Annotated in this window: 20 protein-coding genes; 8 read left to right on the forward strand and 12 right to left on the reverse strand. The window is 42.8% G+C overall.

Annotated features, from left to right (window positions below; all coding sequences use genetic code 11):
* Positions 1-59: 59 nt before the first annotated feature.
* From msrB to PBT90_RS08510, 5 genes are all read right to left on the reverse strand, one after another.
* The gene (gene msrB, locus PBT90_RS08490) at positions 60-509 is read right to left on the reverse strand and encodes a peptide-methionine (R)-S-oxide reductase MsrB (RefSeq protein WP_264809964.1); all 450 of its coding nucleotides are present in this window, start codon (positions 507-509) and stop codon (positions 60-62) included.
* 4 nt (positions 510-513) lie between these two features.
* Complete coding sequence (locus PBT90_RS08495) at positions 514-1,011, reverse strand: peptide-methionine (S)-S-oxide reductase (RefSeq protein ID WP_270132689.1); 498 nt, start codon at positions 1,009-1,011, stop codon at positions 514-516.
* Positions 1,012-1,026: 15 nt separating this feature from the next.
* Positions 1,027-1,905: an aldose 1-epimerase family protein gene (locus PBT90_RS08500; protein WP_270132692.1), complete on the reverse strand. Its 879-nt coding sequence runs from the start codon at positions 1,903-1,905 to the stop codon at positions 1,027-1,029.
* A gap of 43 nt (positions 1,906-1,948) precedes the next feature.
* On the reverse strand, positions 1,949-3,241 hold the full coding sequence (locus tag PBT90_RS08505) for a DUF3472 domain-containing protein (protein WP_270132695.1): 1,293 nt from the start codon (positions 3,239-3,241) through the stop codon (positions 1,949-1,951).
* A gap of 201 nt (positions 3,242-3,442) precedes the next feature.
* Positions 3,443-6,136 (reverse strand): DUF7133 domain-containing protein, encoded by a 2,694-nt coding sequence (locus PBT90_RS08510; RefSeq protein ID WP_270132698.1) that lies wholly within the window; start codon positions 6,134-6,136, stop codon positions 3,443-3,445.
* A 241-nt stretch (positions 6,137-6,377) separates the two neighbouring features.
* Here PBT90_RS08510 and PBT90_RS08515 point away from each other — a divergent pair, with 241 nt between their 5' ends.
* Positions 6,378-8,990 (forward strand): alkaline phosphatase D family protein, encoded by a 2,613-nt coding sequence (locus PBT90_RS08515; RefSeq protein WP_270132700.1) that lies wholly within the window; start codon positions 6,378-6,380, stop codon positions 8,988-8,990.
* A 411-nt stretch (positions 8,991-9,401) separates the two neighbouring features.
* Positions 9,402-10,094 carry a hypothetical protein gene (locus PBT90_RS08520; RefSeq protein ID WP_264809971.1) on the forward strand — a complete coding sequence of 231 codons (693 nt, stop codon included), beginning with the start codon at positions 9,402-9,404 and terminating at the stop codon, positions 10,092-10,094.
* On the opposite strand, the gene PBT90_RS08525 is transcribed toward PBT90_RS08520, so the two are convergent.
* Entirely contained in the window at positions 10,091-10,624 is a 534-nt protein-coding gene (locus PBT90_RS08525) for a DinB family protein (RefSeq protein ID WP_264809972.1), read from the reverse strand. The two genes, PBT90_RS08520 and PBT90_RS08525, sit on opposite strands and share 4 nt — an antisense overlap.
* 175 nt (positions 10,625-10,799) lie before the next feature.
* Here PBT90_RS08525 and PBT90_RS08530 point away from each other — a divergent pair, with 175 nt between their 5' ends.
* The 5 genes from PBT90_RS08530 to PBT90_RS08550 all read left to right on the forward strand — a co-directional run bounded on the left by PBT90_RS08530 (position 10,800) and on the right by PBT90_RS08550 (position 15,495).
* Entirely contained in the window at positions 10,800-11,834 is a 1,035-nt protein-coding gene (locus tag PBT90_RS08530) for an LLM class flavin-dependent oxidoreductase (RefSeq protein WP_264809973.1), read from the forward strand.
* Positions 11,835-11,974: 140 nt separating this feature from the next.
* Complete coding sequence (locus tag PBT90_RS08535; protein ID WP_270132705.1) at positions 11,975-12,805, forward strand: alpha/beta fold hydrolase; 831 nt, start codon at positions 11,975-11,977, stop codon at positions 12,803-12,805.
* 519 nt (positions 12,806-13,324) lie between these two features.
* Positions 13,325-14,134, forward strand: coding sequence for a PhzF family phenazine biosynthesis protein (locus tag PBT90_RS08540; RefSeq protein WP_270132707.1), 810 nt, complete (start codon positions 13,325-13,327; stop codon positions 14,132-14,134).
* A gap of 64 nt (positions 14,135-14,198) precedes the next feature.
* Positions 14,199-15,101, forward strand: a complete 903-nt coding sequence (locus PBT90_RS08545; RefSeq protein ID WP_270132710.1) for an NAD-dependent epimerase/dehydratase family protein — start codon at positions 14,199-14,201, stop codon at positions 15,099-15,101.
* 121 nt (positions 15,102-15,222) lie between these two features.
* Entirely contained in the window at positions 15,223-15,495 is a 273-nt protein-coding gene (locus PBT90_RS08550; protein ID WP_264809977.1) for a hypothetical protein, read from the forward strand.
* Positions 15,496-15,531: 36 nt separating this feature from the next.
* Here the strand turns inward: PBT90_RS08550 and smc are convergent, their stop codons facing one another.
* A complete protein-coding gene (gene smc / locus PBT90_RS08555) occupies positions 15,532-19,071 on the reverse strand; it encodes a chromosome segregation protein SMC (RefSeq protein ID WP_270132713.1) in 3,540 nt (1,179 codons plus the stop codon).
* A gap of 207 nt (positions 19,072-19,278) precedes the next feature.
* Here smc and PBT90_RS08560 point away from each other — a divergent pair, with 207 nt between their 5' ends.
* Positions 19,279-19,815, forward strand: a complete 537-nt coding sequence (locus PBT90_RS08560) for a hypothetical protein (protein WP_270132717.1) — start codon at positions 19,279-19,281, stop codon at positions 19,813-19,815.
* A 26-nt stretch (positions 19,816-19,841) separates the two neighbouring features.
* On the opposite strand, the gene PBT90_RS08565 is transcribed toward PBT90_RS08560, so the two are convergent.
* The 5 genes from PBT90_RS08565 to PBT90_RS08585 form a co-directional block, all read right to left on the reverse strand.
* A complete protein-coding gene (locus tag PBT90_RS08565) occupies positions 19,842-21,428 on the reverse strand; it encodes a hypothetical protein (RefSeq protein WP_270132720.1) in 1,587 nt (528 codons plus the stop codon).
* Positions 21,429-21,565: 137 nt separating this feature from the next.
* Positions 21,566-21,853 carry a hypothetical protein gene (locus PBT90_RS08570; RefSeq protein WP_270132722.1) on the reverse strand — a complete coding sequence of 96 codons (288 nt, stop codon included), beginning with the start codon at positions 21,851-21,853 and terminating at the stop codon, positions 21,566-21,568.
* 163 nt (positions 21,854-22,016) lie between these two features.
* A complete protein-coding gene (locus PBT90_RS08575) occupies positions 22,017-23,228 on the reverse strand; it encodes a hypothetical protein (RefSeq protein ID WP_270132725.1) in 1,212 nt (403 codons plus the stop codon).
* An 84-nt stretch (positions 23,229-23,312) separates the two neighbouring features.
* A complete protein-coding gene (locus PBT90_RS08580) occupies positions 23,313-23,543 on the reverse strand; it encodes an acyl carrier protein (RefSeq protein ID WP_264809983.1) in 231 nt (76 codons plus the stop codon).
* Positions 23,544-23,675: 132 nt separating this feature from the next.
* Positions 23,676-24,953, reverse strand: coding sequence for a sugar isomerase (locus tag PBT90_RS08585; protein ID WP_270132728.1), 1,278 nt, complete (start codon positions 24,951-24,953; stop codon positions 23,676-23,678).
* Positions 24,954-25,042: the final 89 nt, after the last annotated feature.

The following is a 25,042-nucleotide window of genomic DNA, read 5'->3' on the forward strand; positions in this document are numbered from 1 at the left end:
AATAAGGCTAGCCGATTCAATCGGCTAGCCTTTACTTTTATCCCATTTTACGCAAGTAGTTATTCTTCTGAGACTTTCTCTAAAGAAACGGCATTCATGCAGTAGCGTAAGCCGCTAGGAGCGGGACCGTCCGGAAAGACATGTCCCAAGTGAGCATCACAGACATTGCAAAGCGCTTCCACTCTGATCATCCCAAAACTGGTGTCTTTGTGATAAGCTACATGCTCCACAGTCACAGGCTGAGTGAAAGATGGCCATCCTGTTCCGCTTTCAAATTTCTCCTGAGAATCAAAAAGCGGTGTTCCACAGCATTTGCAAGCATATAAGCCTGGCTCAAATAAACTGCACATCTCTGAGCTGTGAGCCCGCTCAGTGCCTTTTTGCCGGGTGACGTGGTATTCTTCTGCCGTCAGCAAAGCCTTCCACTCTCCATCGGTTTTGACCACTCTCTTCGGTGGAGTGGGATTTCCGTTATTGGCAAATTTTATGATATCATTCCAGGTAAGCATTACTTTATTGGTTTGGTGACTTAATATTCTCTGAAAAACGCTCTCCCAACAGCTTAAGTTTAGGGGAAATGTAAATTTCACAAAAAGGAGCATCCGGTTTATTTTGGTAATAGTTCAAGAACCTCTCCTCATTTTCCTTGAATATAGCCAAGGGTAGAATCTTCGAAATAGTCTCTACTGCTAAGGCTTTCTTTGCTTCGGAAAATGCTTTTCTTACCGGCTCTTCTTCAGCGTGTTGCGCAAAGTAAACCGCCGATCTGTACTTGCCCCGCATGCTATGATCAGACTGGCTGGAATGGGTTAACAAGTGTATTTCGATTAATGTTTGGAGCGTAATAATTTCAGGATCAAAGTGCACTTTCACGGCTTCTGAGAAATCCTGATACTCTCCCGAGGATGCTATCCAGCCCTGCCGCACCTGATTTATTCCAAGCAAGGATTGAAAAACAGCCTCCGTGCACCAGTGACAACCTCCACCAAATCCTACTATCATTTCCGACATGACAGCATTTAAGATTTACTGCTCAACAGAGATCGTATAGCTTTTTGTTTCCTTTTCACCTGGGGCCAAAAGCCTAATGCCTTCTTTATGCTCAAAGTCATGGTCTGAATCATAGGAGTCCGCTATTCCCAGCCAGGGTTCTATGCAGACAAATGGCGCATTGGGCTTTGCCCAAATTCCCAGATAAGTAAAATCTTCAAAGTCTACAGAGATGATCGCACCTTTTTCCACATGCGAAAGACTGGCTTTTTTTGAATTTAAATGCTTAAAAATCAAAGCATCATCGTCAAATAGGGTTTTGGTCAGAGGAATGATTTTACTGTCTTTCAATAAGGGTTTCTGCTCATTTCCTATCAAGCCGTCAGCATTAACCATCCAGGTCGAGTCTGTCTCTGCTAGCGGAAATTCTATTCTATATTCTTCATATTTTTCACCTGCTTCCAGTGGACAATTGAACGCTGGATGTGCACCTAGGGAGTAGGGCATAGGAATTTCTCCCAAATTACTAATCTCATGATCTACTTTGAGAGATTTGCCACTTAGAGAAAAGATCAGGTCCAACTGAAACTGAAAAGGATATTCCAGCAAGGTCTCCTCGTCCCAGCTTAGTCGAAATCTAAGTGAATCTTCACTGCTTTCGATCAATTTTGGCTTAGTGGAATTTCGTACTATTCCATGTTTTGGGATTTTGTATTTTTTACCGGAAATCATGCTGTAGCCCTCTTTCAAAGCTCCTATAATAGGAAAAAGCACTGGGGCTTGTCCTGTCCAGAAAGTGGGATCTCCCTGCCAGAGGTACTCTCTTTGCGTTGATTTTGAGCGGATGGAAGAAATTTCCATTCCTATTGGATTGATCTCAACTATCAACTCAGGGGATTGGATTGAATAATTCATTGATGATTTTGTGATTGTGATATAACGCTCCACCAGGGTGATTTTACGGCAATTTCGAAAAGTCTATTTCTGGATGCTTTCCAACCGCGGGCCGTTTATGAAGGCTATTTAGCGCTTCGGATCTATTGAAAAAGCCCCCGTTTCGCAGATAAAATTGAGCTGATTTTGCACCTCCTTCATAATCTTGTCGGTAACCCCTTCGCGCGATGTCATCCCCGGTGAATTTTGCTTCGGTCAGCTCCAGCCAATTACCTTCACGATCTCTAGCCCATTGATTCGCATACCTAGCTGTCCTTTCCAAATGCCCGGATTCAGGTATGAAGTTTTCCAAAAATGAATGAGGTCTTTGATACCAGGTATCTGTTTTTGGACGTAAAAAGCTCGCGATCAAAATCCATTCCCCTAGATCTGGATCTTTAAAATATGCCGTATAAATGGTGTTTCCCTGTCCGTCAGGTTTCACCGAATTCAGGAAACTATAAGTTTCACCAGCTTTCCAGGGATAGACCAGGTAGCTTTGGCCTCCAGAGCCCTCATTTCCAAATTCACCCGTATAGACTCTTTCGCCTTTTTTCAGCAGTTTGATTTTTTCAGCTTCAGGGATTTCTTTTGGGTTATCGGTTTTGAAGGGGCTCCAGACCGAAAAAAGTATCCTTCGTTCTTGTGCCGAATTGACCTGAATTCCGAAATAACCTTCGGCAAAACCGTTTGCCATAAAGTAAGAACCTATGGGGTCTAAGCCTTGAGGTACAGTTACTTCATTGTAAAACCACTGAAAATCCCTGTCCTCGGGTAGCTGGTAAGACAAGTGAACAGAAGGGCCTCGGCGTCCCCAGTAAAAACGGTTGTTTTCATTGTCTTTCACAAAGTCAAGTTCCAGGTTAGTTTCCCCCAAAAGTTCTATGCTTTTGATTTTGGCAAAGTTATCCCCTGATTTTTCCAGTCCATTCAGCCTCAATGTATTGTACCCCTCGATAATCTGAAATTTGCCGGCGGAAACAATTCTAGCTTGACCCGGATTGATTTCCAAAACTTGGGATTTTCCGTTCAATTCCAAGGCTATAGTACTGACATGACTTTGGGCCATTAGTGCCAGATTTAGCGTGAGGGAATCTCTTATTGAAGATTTGAAATACACGGAAAACTCCGAATCCTTCTCTGTCCAACTTGCAATGCCATCTGTACTAATTTTCTCTTGCTTAGCTCCCTGACTCTGAAAGGCATTTCCACCAAGAGGAATGGAAAGAGCCTGAACACTCTGGCTAAAAAGGGGATTAGCCGAGAATTGAATTAAGGCAAGCACAGTTAAGAACAGGAGGGAAATTCGTGTTTTCATCAGTTTCATAATTGTAAGCTTAAAGGTAACCATGCGCTGGTTTTATGCTACAGATCCTGATTCTAAAATTTACCAGTTTTTCCAATTCACTGCTTGAAGAGCGGAGCGGTAAGGATTTGTTAAGGTTTCCTTCGGATCTTTCGGATTTACAGTCTTTATAGTTTTCAACTTTACTATCACTAACCTTCCGAAACCCATTTCTTAGCGCGCAAATAGTGTCAATTGCTTCATGGCCCATGGCTCATCTCCATTTTCTTTTGACTCAATCTTTAAGAATCTGGAGTTGCTGTCACTTTCCCATTGAACAGTATTCAAGCCTTCGTGACCTTGAGCCGTAGCGACCTCCTGCCAATCCACACCGTCACTTGATATAGAAACTGCGTAACTTATAGGAAACTCTTTTCGCCCGGCATCAAACTGTAATTCAGTTACCTTTTTGGCCTGAGGAAGCTCCACTTGGTACCACATGCCAGGTGCTTGAGCCCCATCTGTTTTCCAGCCTTTAAAGCTAAAGGCGTAGGATGGATCTTTGGTAGAGCCTACCCCTTGTAAAGCCGTACTGCTTGCGCTAGTCTTCCAGTTATCTTGGTAAATCATAGCTTTTGGCACTTCTTGCACCAGCTCATCAAACTGATACATTTCATCGCGTCCCGCAGTTTTTTCCCTTATCTCAGCAACATACTCAGGGCTGATAAAGCTTCCCGAATTCCCGAAATCATTTCTAATGTAGGAGAGCACAGCGGCAATATACTCATCGTCGTTGCTGTCCATGGCGATCATCACACCTTCATATTCTTTTCCATCCAAATCACCAGTGAGACCATGAAGCAGCGTTTTGACTGCATATTCCGGGTGGCCCATTAGGCGAGGTGAACCTGAGAAAGCAGGTGCGATCAATTGACCACCTCCTGTGGGAGTACCAAGCCCCTTCGCTCCATGGCAAGTCGAGCAGTAGCTGTCAAAAATTGTTTTGCCTTGGGTGAAAAGTGCAAGCTGTTCAGGCTCAAATTGGGTTTCGGATAGTTTTTCCTTTTCGGCCAATTTTTCTAAGAGTTGCGGACCTATCACCTGAAAACCCTGAGTTTGATTAGCCTGTATGCTGTTCTTGATCAAGTCTTCCAGCCCCTCAATGTCCAAAATGTAAGCACTGAGCAAGGCCTGAAGTGCGACTTCTACGTGCGAATCATTCACCATGGCCTTATAATCATCGGCTAGGCTTTTGTCTCCATATTTATATAGTGTTTCACTCGTTCGTAATGCCTGCATTCGTATGGCAGGATTAGAGTCGCCCATGAGCTGCCTCACCAAATCTACTCGAAGTGAATTTAAACCTTCCAAAGTCCATAAGGCATGGATCCTTTCGAGCTCATTAGTTGAGGTTTTCACGATATTTTCCAAGTCTGGAACCACTGATTTGTCTTGGTTTAGGATTATCAGTTTCTGAGCCATATCTCTCCACCATCCATTGGGATGACTGAGGTGCAAAACCAACTCAGCTGAGGTTTCCTCATACATTCTTGGTTTTTCCTTATTTCTCTCCATTCCCTCATAAGTCAATCTCCAGATTCTACCATTTCCTATGATGTCATCCATTTGGTATTGTTGGATTTTTGCCCGTAGGTAGCTTCCGTCCTGCGTCCAGTTGCCCTGCTGTATGATCCCTCTGTACATGTCCACAATGTACATGGTGCCATCCGGAGCTGTGGCCATATCCACGGGTCTAAAAAGCGGATCTGTGGACTGAATAAACTCCGACTGCGCGTCTCGATAAGGATTTTGGATATAGGACAAGCCTTCAGTTTTTTCCACTTCTACCTGCCTTACTATCCTTCCTACAGGTTCCCCATAGAAATATTTGTTCTGGATTTCCTTTGGAAGTCTATCTCCTCTAAATACATCATTGCCAGCAGACCCGGTCACATTGCTCAATGATCCATCAGGCTTTGTTTCCCGCATACCAGGTTGAAAGTCGGCCAGTTTCACTAAGCTAAAAGGCTCCCTGAAACCGTCTTTGTACTGTCCTTTTACCCCAAAATTGCCATAAACCAGGGGAAATTGGAAACTTTGTGGCACGCCGCCAGCCCCGTCCTGAAACCAGGTTTGTCCATAATTATCCTGAGTGACACCCCACTGTCCCCATGGATTTCCAGTTGGCTCCTGTATCACTCCATCCGGCGTCCAGCGTATTCTCCTGGAATTATAGGTGCTATACATCCAGTTGTCTAGTGACCAAGTGAGAAAGCTGGTTTGATGCTCTACATTTCCAGACCTTCCCAGGCCCGAAGCGAAAAGCTCTTTTTTATCTGCCTTGCCATCCCCATCGGTATCGGTGTATTTGTATACATTGTCCTCATTGGATTCCATGGACAAGATGGTGTTCTTTCCAAAAGGAACCACATACCTAGGAAATACCAAACTGTCCAAGAAAATCACACTGGCATCATAAACCCCGTCGTTATCAGTGTCTTCCCAGCGCGAGATTCTAGAGGTAGGCATCAGTTCACCATTAGCATCAATATCCTGCATATAAGTTCTTAATTCCAGCACATACATTCTGCCGTTACCGTCAAATTGAATAGCTGCCGGCTCTCGGATTTGAGGTTCGGAAAGTACAGGTTCCAACTGGTAGCCAGGCTGCATCACAAATGTTTTTAATTGCTCATTTGCCGAAAGTGGGACCACGGGCGGCTGAGGCGACAAATCAATTCCTTTCCAAATAGGGGACTCAAGATCTATATCCTCCGGAAGGCTTATATTAGGGTAGGGTTCCTGAGCGCGTTTTGGGTCCAAAGCATCTGCTGGGGAAATGTCAAAGGGAGATTTTTCCGGGGTGCAACTGGAAATGGACGCAACTACAGCTGCAAAGGATAAAAGGTTTATTAGGTAATTACGCATGCAAGACTTTGGGTTATTAATGAAATTATTGCGCATAGCTATCAAGTATTCAATCTGGTAAATTAAAATTTTCGCGTCGAATTGCAGATACCGAAAATGTAATTTGTAGGAAACAATTTCCCTGAAATCGATTTAGGATAAAATCCTTAGAAGAAAAATTCCCCGTTTATCTATAAAACTCATTAGGGCAATCACCTAATTTTTATATTAGTCCTTCAATTTTATAATTCTGACCCATACTATGAAGCGAAGATCTGCAGTTAAGGCAATGGCATTGACCACCTTTTCAACCCCATTTATATTTTCTCAAAGCTTTACAAGCATCAATAAACTGTTTTCTTCTTCAGAAACCTCCTTTAAAAGTAATTGGGAAAACTGGCCGGATATGCGCTGGATCGGACCTGAATTTTGGGGAAACAGACTGCAGGACTGGGAGATTAAAGAAGGCAAAGCCCTCTGTAATATTTCTGCTCCCAATCGGGCCTTACATGTTTTAACCCATCAGCTGGGTGATGAGTTACTTGACTTCACAGAATCTGTTTCCATCCATTGGCTAAATGAAAAGCTGATAGGTAATCCGGCAGCCTACACCGGATTTAGGCTGGGAGCCAAAGGAATATTTGATGATTACCGTTCAGCGGCTGTCTTTGGTAAAGGGCTGGATGCTGGCATCAATGGAGCTGGGCAGGTGAGGATAGGAGAGCTGGTGAGTGAATTCAAATTAGACCTCAGCAAGCCCGTGAAGCTAAATCTACAGGCAACCTATTCCCAAGGTAAATACAATATCCTGCTTTCAGGATTCAATATAGGAGCAGAAGAGAACAAAGTTTCTGTGAGTCTGAATTCAGTGGATGCCAAAGATTTAAGTGGAAATTTAGCACTTATATCTCATGTGTCTAAAGATCAGTCATCTACCGATTCAATGGTGTCGTTCTCAGATTGGGTTTTTCAAGGTGATAAAATTTCTGAAAACCCAACCCAGCAGTTTGGGCCTATTGTTTTTGCCCAATACACACTACATAAAAACACGCTGAAATTAACTGCTCAACTGGCTCCTCTAGAGCTGATCGAAGGCCTTAAAGTCTCCCTGCAAATCCGTAATGGAAATAGCTGGGAGAGTATCCAAGAAGTTGGTTTAGATCCAGATGGTAGAATTGCCAACTTTAGAATTGAGAATTGGCTTCATGAAGAAATGGTACCTTACCGGGTACATATCGTATTGCCGCTAAAGAACAAGCCTCATGAGTTTAGTTATTATGGGGAGATAGCCAGACAGCCCAAAGCAGATGAGCAGCTTAAAGTAGCCGTTTTCAGTTGCAATGCAGATCATGGATTTCCAGATCAAGAAGTAGTAACTCATGTTAAACTCCACCAGCCAGATATGGCGGTGTTTTTAGGGGATCAATTTTACGAAGGTACAGGTGGTTTTGGTATACAGACTAGCCCACTAGAAAAGTCCTATTTAGACTATTTGCACAAGTGGTATATGTTTGGCTGGTCGTATCGTGATATTTTCAGAACCATCCCTGCAGCGATCATCCCGGATGATCATGATGTCTATCATGGTAATGTGTGGGGAGAAGGAGGGGCTCACGCTCCATCTGACGAGGGTTGGGGTTATGTGGCCCAAGATCAGGGAGGCTACAAAATGCCGCCTAAATGGGTGAACATGATCCAGCGCACTCAGACCAGCCATTTGCCCGATGCTTATGACCCGACTCCAGTTAAGCAGGGAATTGAGGTCTATTACACCGATTGGGAATATGGTGGAGTGAGTTTTGCCATTTTAGAAGACAGAAAATTCAAATCAGCTCCTAAAAATGTGTTGCCGGATGAAGCCAAAATTCAGAATGGATTTATCCAAAATCCAGATTTTGATATCAAAAAACACTACCATATAGAAGCCGAACTACTAGGTAAAAGACAACTCAACTTTTTAGAAAACTGGGCTTCCAACTGGAACCCAGATGTGCAGATGAAGGCGGTGTTATCACAGACTAACTTTTGTACGGTAGCTACTTTGCCCAAGGGAAGCATAAGCGATGGGATAGTGCCTAGTCTGCCAACGCCGGAAAAAGGCGAATATGTAACTGGTGATGCTCCTACCACCGATATGGATAGCAATGGCTGGCCGCAAAAAGGAAGGGATGAGGCCGTTCGCATTATCCGAAAAGCTTTTGCACTTCATATAGCTGGAGATCAACACCTGGCCAGTACGGTTCAATATGGAGTGGAAGAATTCCGGGATTCCGGTTTTGCTTTTGCTGGACCGGCCCTAAATAATCTCTGGCCGAGACGCTGGTGGCCACCAATTTCTGCAGAACATCAACCATATAATACCTCAGCCAAAAATACCGGGGATTTTGAAGATGGTTTTGGAAATAAAATGACAGTTATGGCTGTGGCAAATCCTTATAAATCCGGGTTTAAACCCTCCAGAATTTATGATAGAGGTACAGGATATGGGATCATTACGTTTGACAAAAAAGAGAGGACCATGGAAATCGAATGCTGGCCACGCAATGTTCATCCTCTGGAAAACCCAGATGGTCAATATAAGGGCTGGCCAATTACGGTTTCCCAGCAGGACAATTTTGCCAAAAAAGCCAAAGCATATCTTCCTCCTGTGGATCTAAAAGCGTTTCAGAATCCTCTGGTTTCAGTCTTTAACGAGATGACTGGGGAACTGCAGTATGCTGTGCCAGCAAATCAGGATGTATTTACACCTAAGGTTTTTTCATTAGACCCGCATCGCATAGAGATACAAGAATTAAGCACTGGGGAGGTGAAAATCCTAGCTGGCTTGAAGCCTAATGATAAAAGTAGCGCTCAGGACATGATTAGTCGTACCTAATTTAAAATAGGCCTTTTTGTATAGAATACATTACAGCTTAGGAAAACTGTTGCTGTGGCTATTACTAGACTGGAATTTGATCTGAAATCATATGCTTATCTACTTAGTTATAGGGTAGATAAGTTTTTCCTATTTGTAAAGAAACTAAGTTTATCATGTTATTCTAGCTATAATCCATGCAGGGGGAGTTGCCAGGCATATTTTTAGACTAAGTTGTAAGTGTCTTGTATTCAATTATATAAATCATTATTGAACTTAGGTCAGTAAATACTTAAATATTTTTTGACCGGGATTTGATTCTGACACAGAAAAGTATAATTTTTGTAGACTGGGCTTTGGACAGTGCTTTTTAGCTAAAAGCAAAGGAATGTGGTCAGTCAATTTTCAGGTCCATTTTTTAATACCTACAAGATGAATACAGGTGTAGTACATATTCGTGAGTGCATTTATTGCAAGCATCATATTGCAGAATTGCTTCCTGGGGAAGAGAATGACAGCCAAGCTAAATTCTATTCTGACGGGAAATCTGTTGGCATTCATAATCCTACTAACGTACTGGTTTCCTGTCAGTGCTGCAGAGAATATTTATGGCTGCAGACTGCGCCGATTTTGGCCCGTAGCACCTACCATTATTGGACGGAGCGTTCCTGGCTTCGGATTAGTTTGCCCAGTCATCTCACTCATGCCCAGGTACCCAACGAGCTTACCATTGATGAGTTAGTCCACGTGGTACGTTCACAATTCATGAGCAAGCCCGCGGACGAGCTTTTTTTGCGTCAGCAAATCTGCTGGAGGTTCAATGATAGGGTCAGAAATGATTCAGCTATGTTTCTCAGACCGCAGGAATGGGCGATTTGGATGGAAAATACCAAAGCCTTGTTGGATTTATTAGATCCTAAGGAACCGCTTCAATTGGTCATGATGGCTGAGTTGTTTAGATATTTAGGTGATTTCAATCGGGCAGCTCAGGTCATTCAATGTGTGGATTTACCTGATTATCAGTGGACAGTTCCGCTTTACTTGAAGAGGTGTAAAGACAAAAACACAGACGTTTTTCTTTTGGGTGAATATGTGAAGAAGGAGTTTGTGATCAATGCAAGTTAATTTGATATAGGCTTGCTCTTATTTTGTTCGGATAAAATCACCTTTACAGTGACCAATAATTGACCGAAATGCCGCTGCATATGTTCTGCGGCATGAAATAACAAGCCTCCAACCGTAGAGGGTAGTTTCGCTCTACCAACACCTCTAAATTCATTTAATGTGTCAGGATTGGTCTGCTTTAGTACCTCTAGGAATTGGGAGATGTACAGATCTAAGTTTTGAATCAACACGGCAGTTGTAAACTCCTGATTTTTCACTCCTTCACTTTTGAGGTAGGCAAACTGCACCGCGGTGAGTGGCTCTGCTCTGGCATAGGTAGCCATGCGATTCAGTACACCTGCAATGTGCTGAAGGTGAAATGCAGGTGATGCCAATCCAGCAGGTTTTTCCCAAAGCAATTCTGAAGGGAAATCTTCCATCAATCGATGGATTTCTTCCTGAGCTTGCAGGATAGCATGTGCAATTGGCTGTAGTGCTGACGGGTAATCGGGTAGGGGCCCTCTCAGCCAGACTTCGGGTTGAGGATTCATAACTTAAAGATAGTAGCGTATTCAATTTTGACAAAGCCTACTTTTTACTGTGAAAACTCATTAGACTTCCAATCGTAGATCCCCCTGGCAGGAAAAGCCTTCCATAAATCTTTGTACCCACCAAACTTTTTACCCCCAGAATCCTGTTGTCCCTTCAAATTTTAGCACAAAACACATGGAATTAGGAATCAGTACTTTTGCCGAACTCACCCCAGATCCGAGCACAGGAAAAACGCTTTCCCCTGCCCAACGCATGAAAAATCTGATGGAAGAAATCCAGCTGGCCGATCAGGTGGGCTTGGACATATATGCAATAGGAGAGCATCACCGCCCGGATTTTGTGGTTTCCTCACCGGCTACCGTTTTGGCTGCAGCGGCTGTTACTACCAAAAATATTAAGCTTTCCTCAGCTGTCACGGTTCTAGGCTCTGAGGACCCAATTCGTGTTTTCCAGCAGTTTGCTCATGTGGATTTGCTCTCAGAAGGCCGTGCAGAGATCATGGCTGGACGAGGATCATTTATAGAATCCTTCCCGCTTTTTGGCCAGGATCTGAATGATTACGATGTGATCTTTGCTGAGAAACTTGATTTGCTTTTGCAAGTGAACAAATCTGAGCAAATATCCTGGAGAGGAAAATTCCGACCTGCCATCGCCAATAGAGGCGTTTACCCAAGACCTTTCCAAGCAGAAATTCCAGTTTGGCTGGCTGTGGGAGGTACACCCCAGTCTGTGATCCGAGCTGCCGAAAAAGGGTTGCCGCTGGCACTGGCTATTATAGGAGGAAGTCCAGCGCGGTTTACTTATTTCACAGACTTATATAGACAAACCTGGGCCAAAGCGGGAAGAAAGCCTGAAGACATACAGATAGCTGTTCATTCCCATGGTTTTATAGGGACAGATTCCCAGCAGGCAGCGGATGACTTTTACGGTCCATATTCCTTGGTGATGACCCAATTGGGGAAAGAAAGAGGATGGCCTCCCATGAACCGGGGGCAGTATGATGCCATGAGATCAAAGGAAGGTTCGCTGGTTTTGGGAGATCCGCAAGAGGTTATCGACAAGATTCTGACACAGCAGGAAATGATGGGCTTGACCCGCTACCTGTTACACTTGAGCGTAGGCACTATGCCTCATGACAAGTTGATGAAAGCTATAGAATTATATGGTAATGTAGTAGCTCCTGCAGTCAGGAAAGCTCTTGGACAGTAGGGAATTATCTTCCCGAAAAGAGAACTTTAACAAAGCAAAGTTTATGACGTTTCCTGCCTAATTCGCTTAAATAGCCCTTTTATTTCCATGGCATTGCTTTTGGGGTTTATGAGGTACCTAACCACAAAACCCAACCGCTTATGCCATTCTTAAAACATCAAAACGGAAACGAAAAAGTCAAAATTTACTACCAGGATTATGGAAAAGGAGATCCTGTTATCCTAATTCACGGTTGGCCGCTGAGTCATCAGGCCTGGGAAGGACAAATCTCTACTTTGGTGGATGCAGGTTATAGGGTAATTGCCTATGACAGAAGGGGATTTGGTAAATCCTCACAGCCGCTCAACGATTTTGATTATAGTTCACTGACTGAGGATTTGAGGGAACTGATCCTGCAACTCGACCTGAGCAATGTGACTTTGGTGGGTTTCAGTATGGGAGGAGGAGAAGTGGTTCGTTATTTCACAGATTACGAAGGAGACCGGGTAGTGAAAGCTGCTTTGATTGACTCAATCATCCCTTTGGTAGCTCAAAAAGATGACAATCCAGGGGGAGTTCCTCAATCGAACCTAGATGAAATCATGGCTAAGTTGAAAACCGATCGCATTGGGTTTCTGAAAGGTTTCCACGAGAACTTCTATAATTTTCAGGAATTGAAAGATCGGGTATCCCAGGCAAATCTCGACTATGATTTTTCCATCGCCAGCCATGCCTCACCTATAGCAACTCTAAAAACAGCGGAAGCTTGGGCCAACACAGATTTCCGATCTGAGTTAAAAAATATAGATGTACCTACCCTGATTGTACACGGAGATGCAGATCACATCGTGCCCTTTCAAACCTCGGCAAAACAGGCTGCCCAAGGAATTCAGGACAATGAATATCACCTTATTTTCAATGCACCACATGGATTAAACCTAACTCACAAGGCGGAATTGAATGCATTGTTACTGGCTTTCTTGAAAAAATAAGGGGCTTTGATCGATTTTATTGTCATCCCATTGACAGAACAAAATTGAACTTGACTAAACAACTGATGATGAATACTTTCCTAAGAAAAAATACTATAATTTCGAATTTACTCCTGACTTTCTTGCTACTGATACCTAGCTTATCCTTTGCACAGTATCAAGAAAATATTCCCAAACCCAGCGGGCCAATCGACTTTTCGGATACCAGTAACCAAGTTATTTTCATAGCCATTCCCTTGCTTATCCTGATCCTTTATTTGGTTTTTAGAAGCCGGATCAAAAAGATAAAGAAGGAAAAGAAGGAGGGCCTGAAAGACGAAAAGTAACTCCAGCAGCAATGTACTTCTGGGGATTTCCTGTGATTTTTTAGCATTTGGCAAACAGATAGAACCCAAAGCTTTATTCGAACCAAATCAATAAATGGCTTCATGTAATTTTAGGACTTAGTACATTTACTAAATTGCAAAAGAATCATTCCAGCTACCTTTTACCCGGGGCAATCCACCACAAGAACAGTACATGCACATAAAAACCTTTATCATTGACGCTTTTACCGCGGAGCTTTTCAAAGGAAATCAAGCGGCAGTATGTCTAATACCCATGGGACTTTCAGAGTCACTTATGTTGTCTATAGCCAAGGAATTTGGCTTTTCGGAGACTGCATTTGTAATGAGAAAAGATACTGCTGAATTTGCCATTCGCTATTTTTCACCGGTACAAGAGATCCCCCTATGCGGTCATGCAACCATGGCTTCTTCCAAAGCGCTTTTCTTTGAGTTTCCTGAACTAAGCAAAATCACATTCCAAACCAAACTGGCAGGTGATCTGACCGTGGTTCAGCGCAATGGGAAGATAGAAATGAGTTTTCCACTACATCCCACAGAAGCTTGCGGGTATGATCCAGAGCTAAGTGAGACCTTGGGAATTGGTGAGGTGCAGGATTCCAGGTATAATGTTTTTCACAATATGTTGCTACTGCAAATGGAAAGTAGCGAGGATTTGGAAAAGCTACAGCCTGATTTCAGCAAACTCAAAACTATCAACACCTCGCTCAACGGGGTAGTGGTGACCGCAAAATCATCGCGGGCCGACTTTGATTACGAATACCGCTATTTCTTCCCTTGGTCTGGGGCAGATGAGGACCCGGTTACCGGTGGAGTTCAGAGTTTTTTAGCAAAATACTGGTCAGAGATATTGGGCAAAAACACTTTAAACGCATTTCAATGCTCCTCACGAACGGGTAGTATGGAGGTGGAAATAGTAGCAAATTCAGTGAGTATTCGAAGTGATGCCGTCATATTTTCCAGTGGTGAGTTGCATTTGAGCTAGCAGGGTTTTTATGCCAAAGCCAACTGTATTTCCTTAGAAACTAAACATACAATCCAAGATAGAAATGAATAAGCAAAGAGTATTTTTTACCGGAGGATCAGGCAAAGCAGGTAAACATGTCATCCCGTACCTTTTAGATCAGGGACATCAAGTGATGAATGTGGATCTCAAACCCCTAGATCACCCTGGGGTAGATAACCTCATCGCGGATATCACAGATTCCGGGCAGATGTTCAATGCCATGAGTTCTTATGCTAATCTTGGGGAATTGGAACCTGGCAATGGAGTCCCAAAATTTGATGCCGTGGTGCATTTTGCAGCAGTGCCCAGGATTCTGATCAATCCGGATAATGAAACCTTTAGAGTCAATACCATTGGTACCTATAATGTGATCGAGGCGGCTGTGAAACTGGGGATTAAAAAGGTCATTATCGCTTCATCGGAAACTACTTATGGGTTTTGTTTTGCGGATGGAAAAGCTGATCCAGATTTTCTGCCCTTGGAAGAAGATTATGATGTGAATCCTATGGATAGCTATGGCATGTCCAAGGTCGTCAATGAGCAAACCGCCAGAAGTTTTCAGCGTAGATCCGGAATTGATATTTACGCACTTCGCATAGGCAATGTGGTAGAGCCACATGAGTACCAGGAGCTCTTTCCACATTATTTCAAGCATCCTGAGGTTCGACGCAGAAATGCCTTTAACTACATAGATGCTCGGGATCTGGGGCAAATCGTAGATTTATGTCTGAAAAAAGACAGCTTGGGATTTCAGGTATTCAATGCGGCAAATGATCAAAATGGAGCCGTAATCCCTAGTAAGGAACTGGCGGAACGATTCTTCCCCGGTGTTCGGATTACCCGGGAACTGGGAGAGCATGAGGCGTTGTATTCTAATAGAAAAATCCGTGAAATGCTGGGCTTCAAGGAAAAGCATCCTTGGCAGAACTATTTGGATTGGGACTAAGCTTCATGCTAGTTGTGAAGAAGAAAAAAAGTTTAGGTGAGATTCCGGTATTTTTAATTTGAATGATAATTATTGTATATTCTATCTGATTATCAATTTAAAAAACCAAAATCACACAATCATGGATAAGCTAGAAAAATTGGATTTGATGGATAAAATTCTACGGGAATTTGACGATTTGAAGCATAGTCAAACCTCGGTTTTAAATAAGATTTCCAAGATAGAGGTAGATAATATTAATTTGGGAGTGAAGCTGCTAGAAGAGAAATTGCCGAAAATGTGGCAGAATGTAAATAACAATTTGGTATTGGTCATCGAACTGGAACAGGAGTTTAAAGCGTATAGAGACAAGTTCTACTCGGACAACAATCTCGGAACTGTGCAAGAAGGCTAGGCTAAAACTTTGATTTCTATCATCTACATTCGGCACCTAAGCTAACTCCCGTAAATCCACCGGAACCACTCTTGATACTCCAGCTTCTATCATGGTAATACCATAGATAATATCCGTGCTGGCCATGGTGCGCTTGTTATGCGTCACGATGATGAACTGGCTTTCTTCACTGAATTTCTGAATAATCTGATTGAATTTGTCGATGTTCGCATCGTCAAGTGGAGCATCTACCTCATCAAAAATACAGAAAGGGGCAGGTTTCAGCAGATAGATAGAAAAGAGTAAGGAAGTAGCTGTCAGGGTCTTTTCTCCTCCGGAAAGCTGATTGATGGTAAGTGGTCGCTTTCCTTTTGGCTTAGCCATAATCTCTATGGCAGACTCCAGTGGATTACTGGGATCCACTAAAGTCAGATCGCAGTCATCCTGCTCAGTAAAGAGTGAGCGGAACACCTTCACAAAGTTCTCCTTGATCTTATCAAAAGCCTCCAGGAAGGTGTCTTTGGCTACCTGATCGATTTCTTTGATGGTAGTGACTAATGACTCCTTGGCTTTGATCAGATCCTCTTTTTGCGTGATAATAAAATCATAACGAACCTTGATCTCATCATAAGCCTCCATGGCCATTGGGTTGATGGGGCCTATCTTATCCAGTTTTTCTTTTTGCTTCTGAACCAGCTCGCGCAATTTGTCCTCAGCAAAATCCCTGAATTCCTCCGCAATCTCAGGATTTTCAGCCATCAGTTCGTCCAAATCCAGTTCAAACTCGACGCTAAGCCTCTCCTTCATACCGGTCATCTTCAGCTTGATCTCATTCACTGCATTTTCCAGTTCATGAACCAATTGATCATAGGTTTCCTTGGACTTTTGGAGGCTACGGATTTGCTGATCTGTGTCATCTATGCTTCCTCTGGATGCATAATAATCCTTTTCTGCCTCCTGAACGCCTTTTTCTATGCCTTCTTTTTCAGCATAAAGCTCAATCAGCTCATCATCTTTCACCTCATTATTATCCAATAAAGACTTGACTTCAGTATCCAAATTGGAAAGTTCACTTTGGGATTTTCCAATCCTTTCCTTGCTGCTTTCGTAAGCGGATTGCTTAAATTCTATCTCCTGATCTAGACTATTCACCCGGTTCAGATGCTGATGATACAGAATGTTTTCAGCATTGAAAGCTTGCGATTTTTCAGAAAGCAGGGCTGATTCCTTTTCGTATGATTCGTTTAGCTCTTCCAGCTCTTCATGCATGGCTTCAAACTCCGCCCGCTCCTCAAAGAGCTGGGGCTGCGTCTCGCTCAGACTTTCCTCTATGGATGCGATCCGCTCCAGGATGTCCTCTCGTTTATTGGCGTTGGAACTCAATAGCTCTGCCAGTTGCTCCTTCTTGGTCCGCACCGAAACAAACTCCTGATTGATTCCATTGATTTTGTTTTGCCATTCTTCCAAGGTCTTTTTATAGCTGATTTCTTTCAGCTTCATTAGTTCGGAAAGCTTGTTGTCCAGGTTATTTCTGGTGCTGCTGACTTTTTTATTCAGTTCTTTGATTTCCTTGTCTAGCTTTTCGAGATTTTTGGCCCTGCCTATTCTTTTTCCTTCGAAAAGGCCCACAGAACCACCTGAAATACTGAATTTACGCTTGGTGTATTTGCCATTCTCAGAGATAAAAACAGCTTCAGTATCCTCCGGAAAATCCCGATGCTCTCCTTGAACTATGTATACATTATCGAGAATGAAGTTGATCAGACGGGAATATTTGACATCAAATTCTATAATCTCCGTAGCCGCTATGGCATTGGAGAAAAGCTTATTCTGGCTGGACTTGAAGCGCTCAAAATGCTCTAAAACGAAGAAATTGGCCTTGCCCCTAGCAGAATCACTCAGAAGTTGTATAGCTGCAATGGCCTGAGCCTCGGTATCCACCACGTAATAGTTCATGTAGCTGTCCAGGTAATTCTCTATGGTAACCCGGTATTTTTCCGAGGTGGTAAGCAGGTCGGAGAGTAGGGGTACATCCTTTCCCCAGGAGTTATTTTTCTTTAGGAATTTGATCGCCTCTGGGAAACCTTCTAAGTTCTCCACCAGAGATTTGGTGAGATTATACTCATTGGTTTTGGAGTCCAGTTTCCTGGATGAGGCGGTGAGTTCTTCGCGGATCATTTCGATCACCCGATTGGTGTCTTCTATTTTTTGATCTAAATCCTCTTGCTTGGTTTTTAATATCTGGTATTCCTGAGTAGCCTGGTCTAGTTCAGCTTTTAATTCAATGATTTTTTCTTCAAAATCCACCAGATTGGCTTCCTGGGAGGAATCGTCGGAAGAAGTACGCTCCAGTTCCTGCTTTAGTGTAGAAAGCTGGATTTGCTTGATTTCTATGTCTTTGCTCAGTTGGTAAACCTTTTCTTTCAGGGTTTCGAAATTGTGGTTGATTTCCTTCTGCGCTTTTTGTTTTTCGGCTTGGATAAGCTTTTGGCTTTCGTAGGCCTCTCGGAGTTCATTTACGATCAGTTCTTTCTCTGCAAGCATCTTCTCCGCGGACTCCTTTTCCTGCTGTAAAGAACGAATACTGAAGCCTGCTCTATCATTTGACTTTCGGTCAGTATCTATTTGTTCCCTGAGTTTTTGGGACCGGTCTTCCAGAAACCTTAGTCTTTCATTTTTGATTTTCTTTTCGGATTCGAATGCTCGGATCTTATTGACATGCTCATTCAATGCTTTTTGCCTGCTGGCAAGCAGTTTTTCTTTTTGGATCAAATCCGTTTTCAGCTGGCTAAGCAGGGCTTCTTTATCCGTTACCTGAGTTTGAATCTGCAGTTTCTTATCGCCTTCTTGCTGAATCTTCTGATTGGCTTCGATCAAGGATTTACTGTACTTTTCTATGCTTTTTTTGGCCAGGTTGATACTGGCTTCCCGGTAATCTTTCTTGATTTCGAAGTATTTGGATGCCTGTTTGGCCTGTTTTTCCAGGCTTTTTAGGTTCTTCTCTATTTCGTATAGCACATCCTCCACTCGGGCCAGGTCATCATCAGTATCCTGAAGTTTACGTAGCGTTTCTTTCTTTCTTTTCTTGAATTTAGAGATTCCGGCTGCTTCCTCGAATAGATCCCGTCTGGAGTTATTCTTGTCATTCAGGAGCTCATCTATCATTTTGAGTTCGATGATGGCGTAAGAATTAGAATTGATCCCTGTATCCATGAAGAGATTAGTGATATCCTTCAATCTACAGGTCACGCCGTTGATCTGGTATTCGCTTTCACCGGATCTATAGTACCTTCTGGTAATGCTGACGTGGGTATATTCGGTAGGGAGTAGGTTTTTGGTGTTTTCAAAAGTCAAAGACACCTCCGCTAGATTGGAAGGTTTCCTGTTTTTAGTCCCATTAAAGATGACATTTTCCATCTTATCTGAGCGCAGCATGCGGGTTTTTTGCTCACCAAGTACCCAGCGGATTGCATCGACTACATTGGATTTACCGCAGCCATTTGGCCCTACTACACCGGTGATTCCCTTGTCGAAGTTAATCACCATTTTATCCCCAAAACTCTTAAACCCTTTGATCTCCAGCTTACTGAGCAGCATCCTTTTGAAATTGTATGAAATGAATCAAACAAAATAAGATCATTTGAGAGATTGTACAAGGAATTCATTGTTCAGTTTTCAGTCTCAGTGGTCAAATACAAGGTTCTATTTTCAAGTTTCTAGAAAATTTACAGGGGCTTTGGCAATCTCTGTGTACTCTATGGAAAAAAACATGTTTTACTTGAGCAAATCAATTATCTTACGACTGTGGATTTAGGAAATATTGTTTATATCGTCGCCGTTCTGGCATATTTTATCTATCAGGCTACCAAGGGTAAAAAGCGGAATCAAGAACCGGATAGTGAACCTATGACGGATGAGTCATCGGGTAAGCCAACCAGTTTTGAAGATTTATTACGCGAAATCAGAGAGGCGCAGCAGCCTAAATCTCATAAAAAACCGGCTCCTGCCCGTAATATAGAGCAACCTAAGCCAGAAGAGTCATATCCCTGGAGAGACGATGAGCCTGAGGAAAAATATCAGCAAGAGTGGAAAAAGAAAAAACCAATCTATGAAGCTGAACCTGCAGATGATGAAATCCAGTATTACTCGGGGGCTTTTGAGCAAACCAAATCTGAGCTGAGCAAAACCTCTAAAGGAGTACCTGAAATTCCTACTGCTAAGCAAGCAAAGGATGAGAAAAGCTACCAAGCAAGCAGTAAATATGCTCGTATGCTTAAAAATCCGCAGGGCATCAGGGATGCGGTAGTTATGAAGGAAATCCTGGACAGAAAGTATTTTTAGATTGATTTAAAAAGGACTCCTGACTGCTATTTTTTTACAAATAGCTGCTTCCATATCACTTTTTCCCTTTGTTCTTCCACGAGTTCAAAATTTAGTTTCATAAGCTTTTGCCTCACCGAGTCAATTCCATTTTGTTCCTGTGGATAAGCATGCTCATAGTAGGTGTAGAGCAATAAGGTAACTGTATCTGTAGCCACTTTATCTTCCTTTAAGAAATACTCCAATCCATGAAGTCTTTTCTGTTTCATGCTGTCTTCAGAAAGGAGTATTTGCTCACTAAACTCCAGAAAATTATTACTAAGCAAAATATTCTGATTATCTGTGTGTTGAGTTTCTTGAGTTAATGTATCTATTAAAGTTTGGTATTGCTTCAGATTCTGCTGATAAGGTATGGCCAATCCTGCTGGTATTATCAAAATTAGCGCTAGTAGGATAGGTTGAAATTTCCACTGGGAAAACCGAACCAGCATAAACATTCCAAAATTGAAGGCGGCCATTTTCAGATCCAACCCTAGCAAACTTATACCTACTCCCAAGAGCAAAAATCCCATCATCCATCGCTTAAGCTTGAGGTTTTCCTGCCAATACTTCCAACCCAAAGTAATCAGCATTGCCAGCATGGGAATGAGTATGATTAGATGCCTTGGATTGAGGTAAATGGGATTGTAGAATTCCAGCGTAGAACTCATAAACCAGAAACCAAAGAGGAGGGAAAGGAAAGCCAATGCAAATTCAAACGTAACTTTTTTACCGGATTTCCACCCAAGTAGGATTCCAGGCATCGCAAAAACCATCCAGGCCCAGTATGCCCGCTCTACAAAAGTGACAATGGGCAAAACCGTAAGTCTTCGTACCACCGACCAAAATCCCTTATCTGCATAAGTAAACTCAGAGATATAGTGCCCCGAATTGATGGAGCTTATTCTATGGAATGCATCACCAAATTTGATCCAGAAATACCCTAAATACAGAGCCAGTAAAATAGCTCCAGTACATGCTATCGAATAGTAAAATGCCCCTTTAAGTTGGTTTTTTTTGAGATCATATATAAAAAGTAGGACTGGAAATGGAGCTAAGAGAATGATGGTTTCCTTAGTCAGAAAACCACAAAACAAACTAAAAAATAGTATAAATCCTGAAAGTATAGGTTTACTCCTTCTGGAAATTGCCGCCGTAGGCACAATGCTGGTAAAAAGCACCAATAAACTGTCTGGATAAACCTTGGTAAGGAAGTGAAGAAAATAAACCTGCGTACAAAACCAGAGCGCCAGCACCCATGCTGGCTGCTCTTTTGGCAGAATTCTGAGCAATAAATAAAGACTTAAACCATAACTCAAAAGGGAGATCAAAGAGATGGTATGGGGATCAAACCCCAATAAAAACCCAATCAAGCCTGATGGTACATAAGCTCCCCATCTGCTGGAAAAGTGATAGTCATTAACTTCCATATTGCCTTCCCAGAATTTCTTCCCAGCTAATAAGTAGTACACATCGTCGCTGAAAGTGATCCCGTCAAAGCCAAGAATCCAGTACAAACCAAGGAAGGACAGGCCTGCAAACAGCACTATTTTAGTGCGTGAAAAAGAAAATGTAAGCTTCGGATTTGAATTCATCTCTTACTATCAAAAGTAAGTCAAATCCTGAGATATGGCTACAGGCTTTGTGGAATAGGTATGGTTTTGTTGAATTCCCTAGCTGGCAATAAAGCAGACAGATTGAGCTTTCAGTGAGCGGAGTTTTTATTCAAATACTAAAAGCTAATCTCGGGCAATTCATCAAGCAAATTTGGGAGGTAGCCATGGCCTTGTGAAAGTAGAAAAGTTTCTGATTCATTCAGTGAATGAACGGTAATGGGTATTTCCAGGTAGTTTTCCTGTAGGTAAAATTCCCATTTGCCAGCTCTTATTCCGGCAATGGCCTCCTCCACCTGTATATTCCAGATATTGCCATGTATGTCGATTCCACCTATAGTACGAAGTTCACCCATGGAAGTCCCAGCGGTATGTTTCTTAGCCCAATGCACTTGCAGTCTCTTCATGATTTTTAAATTATGGTTTGAGTATCCAATATGCGGGAAGACAAGTGAACTTCAAATTTCGTTTAGATCTTTTAAGATTCACGATATCCATCAACCTGATAGCAGGAGGAAAAGAGACGTTCATTTTCCTCCCACAGGCTACCGATGATCAGATATATGCATACTAAAACCTCACATTCAACCCTGCGGTGAAGCCCAACATAATCGCCTGGTAATTGTCCCTCCAGATATCATCCCAAATGGTTAATCCCATGCTTTCACCTAAAGGGGAGTCGTAGGAATGCAAATAGGATAGACTTGGGCCAGCAAACAGGTGTATTCCATTGGTGATTTTCAGGCTGGGAATCAACTGGAAACTGGATTTACTGTAATCATGGCAATCGAAATCCGTCATATACTTACTCACTATTTCCACATCTAGACGAAACACCCGGCTTTCGGCCAAGCCTAATCCCAAACCTGCTTCAAGCCCATATCTTCGTTCATCTAGTTCAAAGTTACTGCCCAATCCAAAGATTCCGTACACTCGCTTGCCTCCAGATCGCAAAGTCAAAAAGGAGTTATAGTTTTCATCAATGGATAAGCCTATCCTATGATCTCCATTTTTGATGATATTGATCAGGCCAATGGTATTTTCACTACTGTCGGCGATATTGATTAGGCCTAGTTGTAAGCCTTTTACTGACTTTGCCCGATTGATCAAAGCAGAAATCTGTACCCCATCTACCTGCTCCGCTACGTTTGAGATTCCTGAGATTTGCATGCCATTGACATTTTCTGCTACGTTAGTTATTCCTGAAATTTGACCCCCATCAATTTCCTCTGCGATGTTAATAATACCCGAAGTCTGTAATCCCTTGACACTGTCTGCTATACTGCTTACACCAGACACCTGAATACCGTCTAGATCAGCTGCTAGGGAGGTAATTCCTGAAAATTGGCCTCCTTGTACATTTTTCGCAGCATTGAAGATTCCACTGACCTGTACTGCTGCATCTCCTTGATTTAGGTTGGTGATTCCCGCAACCTGCAAGGCTTGGGCCGCATCTTGACTTTGATTGAGTATACCAGCCACTTGCACTCCATCCACATCCCCGGATACATTGTTCCAAAGACCAGAGACCTGCGCCCCGTTCATATTTCCCTTGACCAGGCCAGCCAGGCCGTAAATCGCCAATCCGTTTTCACCACCTGAAAGACCGGTAAGCACATGCAAACTAAAATTATTGCTATAGTTCTCTGCCTGGGTTCCATGAGTGGAAATAGGGTAGAAGAATCCTATGTGTGCCGGGCTTTTCTCTTGAGCTTTAGTGCTGGAAATCAGAGAGAAAAACAGAATTGTAAGTAAAGTAAGTTTAAGTTCTAATGTTTTCATTTTGATAGATTGAGATATCAGGAGAAGGACATCGAGCCCTACTATTCCTGATTGATTGGTATGATGTTGAATGTTGAGCTGAGCTTAATCGAGCAGCAATGCGATTAATTGGGAGGGTGCACTCACCCCTAGGATTTTGTGATCTTCGAGTTCCTTATCTAGCGCAAACTCCAGCTCGTAGATTAATCCGTTCAAGAAGATCTTGTCCATGCGCAGGTCAAATAGAAAGTGATCGTGCTTGCGCTCTCCGGTCAATACTATGCCGTATTCGCTGAATACCTGGGTGATTTTTCTGAGTTGGCTATATTTTCCCATAGTGTCATTTTTGTGTTCTTAGAATAATGACAGCCATAGCTAGCTTTGCCCTTAGTCGAGTGAGAAAAAAATAAAAAAAAGAGCTGTCTAAGGATTAAACAGCTCTTGGTTTGGTGATTATTGAAATGAAAACTATAACCCCGATGCGATGGATTTCAAGCCTCTTTCTTGGATTAAAGTTTCCCTTACCTTCAAGTTTCTGAAGGTTTTGACTGGGTTGATAGCTCCGCCTGCTCTACGCATAGCTTCAGCCAGTAGAGGACGTAGGTCTGTCCGGTAGGCATCTTGTAAAATCTCCTGAGCAGCGGTAATATCATGGATTTCCTGGGCTTGTTGCAGGACCTGGCTATCTACCAGCAAGGCTTGGGCATAAGCCAGTTTGATAGCCTGTACGGATTGCAAAAGGTCCTCCATCGGGTCTTTAAGATTGTGGCTGGCATCAATCATCCACGACAGCTGAGGGTTTTTGGTTTCTTCGAAACCTTTGACCAGTTCCTGGAAAATCAAAAACAGTTGATAGGGTTTGATGCTGCCTACTGTCAAATCATCATCTCCATATTTGGAATCATTGAAGTGAAAACCGCCCAATTTCTCTTCTGTCATCAAGGTGCTGACTATCTGTTCTATGTTGGTATTGGGTAAGTGATGTCCCAAATCCACAAGCGTATAGGCTTTTTTGCCAAGCTTATTTGCGAGCAAAAAGGAAGTCCCCCAGTCCTGAATCACAGTGCTGTAAAAATACGGCTCATAGGGCTTGTACTCGATGAGAAGCTTCCAGTCTTCCGGCACAGCCTGATAGATTTCTTGGAGTGCAAGGTGCGTGTTTTCCAGTGCTTTCCGCATGCTGTGTTGTCCGGGAAAGCTGCTACCATCGGCCAGCCAAACTGTCAAAGCTTTGGACCCTAGCTTTTCACCGATTGCTATGACCTCTTGGTTATGTGCAATGGCCAGCTCACGTACGGACGAATCAGAATTTGCCAGAGATCCGAACTTGTAACTGTTTGCTTGCTCTGCTTGGTCTTGAAAGGTATTGGAGTTGACCGCATCAAACCCGATCCCAACATCCGCAGCACTGTCTTTTATCGCTTGAAAGTCGCTTGGGATGTCCCAGGGAATATGCAGGGAAACTGCATTGCAGGATTGATTGAGTGCGTGAAGAATGCCCACGTCCTGGATTTTCTGAATTAATGTGGCCGGTTCACCTCCGCCAGAAAATCTGCCAAAACGGGTTCCTCCAGTGCCCAGAGCCCAACTGGGAATGGCAATCTGAAGTTCTTGGAGCTTGGAGATTAACTCCTCTACTTTTATTCCTTCTTTCTCCAGGCTTTCAGCCAAAAACTCGAAATTTCTAGCGTGTTCAGAAATCTGGGATAAGTTTTGATCTTGAATTTGGTCGAGAGATAATTTCATGGTCTTGTTTTATAAACCGCTTGGGGTAATAAGTTTAGTATTAGTTTTCATGTTCCTGCTTTTGTGCCAGCTGGACTTTTACTTTTCGC

It is taken from the genome of Algoriphagus sp. TR-M9, assembly GCF_027594545.1.
In the GTDB taxonomy this organism is placed as follows: domain Bacteria; phylum Bacteroidota; class Bacteroidia; order Cytophagales; family Cyclobacteriaceae; genus Algoriphagus; species Algoriphagus halophytocola.